At 58.9% G+C, this 1,410-nt stretch carries 1 protein-coding gene; it reads left to right on the top strand.

All coding sequences use genetic code 11. The features are described 5' to 3' along the window. The first annotated feature begins 151 nt into the window (after window positions 1-151). Window positions 152-1,378 carry an ISL3 family transposase gene (locus tag AC3WLT_RS37135; RefSeq protein ID WP_492596520.1) on the top strand — a complete coding sequence of 409 codons (1,227 nt, stop codon included), beginning with the start codon at window positions 152-154 and terminating at the stop codon, window positions 1,376-1,378. The last annotated feature ends 32 nt before the right edge of the window (window positions 1,379-1,410 follow it).

The following is a 1,410-nucleotide window of genomic DNA, read 5'->3' as shown; positions in this document are numbered from 1 at the left end:
GCCTCTTTTGAATTTTGAGTGGGTAGGTTTGGCGGGTCAAGGACGGGCGTAAGCCCGGCGTAGCGAATCCTTGAGGCGCCCAGAATTGATATGCTGAGCCATGGCTGGTTGCGGCAGAATGCGGCAACCAGCCACGCAAGACAAAGCTACCATGACGAATCAACTGTTCGAATCCGCTCTTGGAATAACCGCGCCCTGGTACGTTCAAGGCGTTGACTTTGATGCCGCTCAGCATCAACTCACCATTGCCGTTGACTTCGTCGCGGGCAGCCGGTTTCCCTATGCTGGAGTTGCCGGTGAGCATCCTGTACACGACACGCAAATCAAGCGTCTGCGTCACCTGAATTTCTTTCAACACGAGTGCTTCCTGGAAGTGCGGGTGCCGCGTGTGCGCTTACCCGATGGCTCCGTGCGGTTGGTCGACCCTGATTGGGTCGGTCAACTCAGTGGCTTTACGCTGCTGTTCGAGGCACTCGTGCTGATGCTCGCCCAGCAGATGCCGTTTGCCGCTGTCGCGCGTGCGGTCAACCTGTCGTGGCATCGAGTACACGCCATCTGTTCGCGGTATGTGGAGCTGGCACTCGCGGCGGCTGACCTGTCTGACGTGACGGCAGTGGCGGTTGACGAAACCTCGTATCGGCGCGGTCATGAGTATCTGACGCTGGTCGCCGATATGCAGGCGCGGCGGGTCGTGTTCGTCACGACCGGCAAGGATGCCAGCACGATTGAACGCTTTGCGGCCTATCTGGGCGAACACGGTGGCACGTCCGAGCAAATCGGCTCGGTCAGCATCGACATGTCGCCGGCTTTCATCAAAGGCGTCAATGAACATCTGCCCGACGCGCGAGTGACCTTCGACAAGTTTCACGTCGTTGCTCACGCGTCCAAGGCACTCGACACGGTGCGCCGGCAGCAACAGAAGGTCGACCCGCAACTCAAGGGCATGCGCTGGACGCTGCTCAAAGACGCGAACAAACTGAATCTCGCCCAACTGACCGACCTCGAGGCGCTCGTCAGTCAGTACACCACCAAGCGCACGGCCCGGGCGTGGCTATACCGCGAGCAACTGCGCGACATTCTCGAGCGCAAGCAAATCAATGTCGTGTCGGCGATGTTGCACCAGTGGTGTACGAACGTCATGCGCTCGAAGGTCGAACCGATGAAGGACGTCGCGCGATTGATTCGCCGACACTTCGACGGCATTGTTGCCTGGACTCAGACGCGCCAGACTAACGGCTTCATCGAAGCCATCAACGGCCTGTTTCAGGCCGCCAAACGCAAAGCACGCGGGTACGCTCGTTTCGAAACCATGCGCACCGTCCTGTTCCTCATCGCTGGAAAACTCGACTTCTCACGCTTTAATGAGCATGCCCGATGAGCCCCGTTACCCACTCCGTTTTCAAAAGAGCC

The sequence above is a fragment of the Paraburkholderia sp. FW306-2-2C-D06C genome (assembly GCF_058781505.1).
Note: the sequence above shows the minus strand (reverse complement) of the source record. Positions and strands in the feature narration are given on the sequence as shown.

Coding starts and splice junctions, on each gene's coding strand:
- AC3WLT_RS37135 (WP_492596520.1), top strand. CDS start 152: ATGACGAATCAACTGTTCGAATCCGCTCTTGGAATAACCGCGCCCTGG.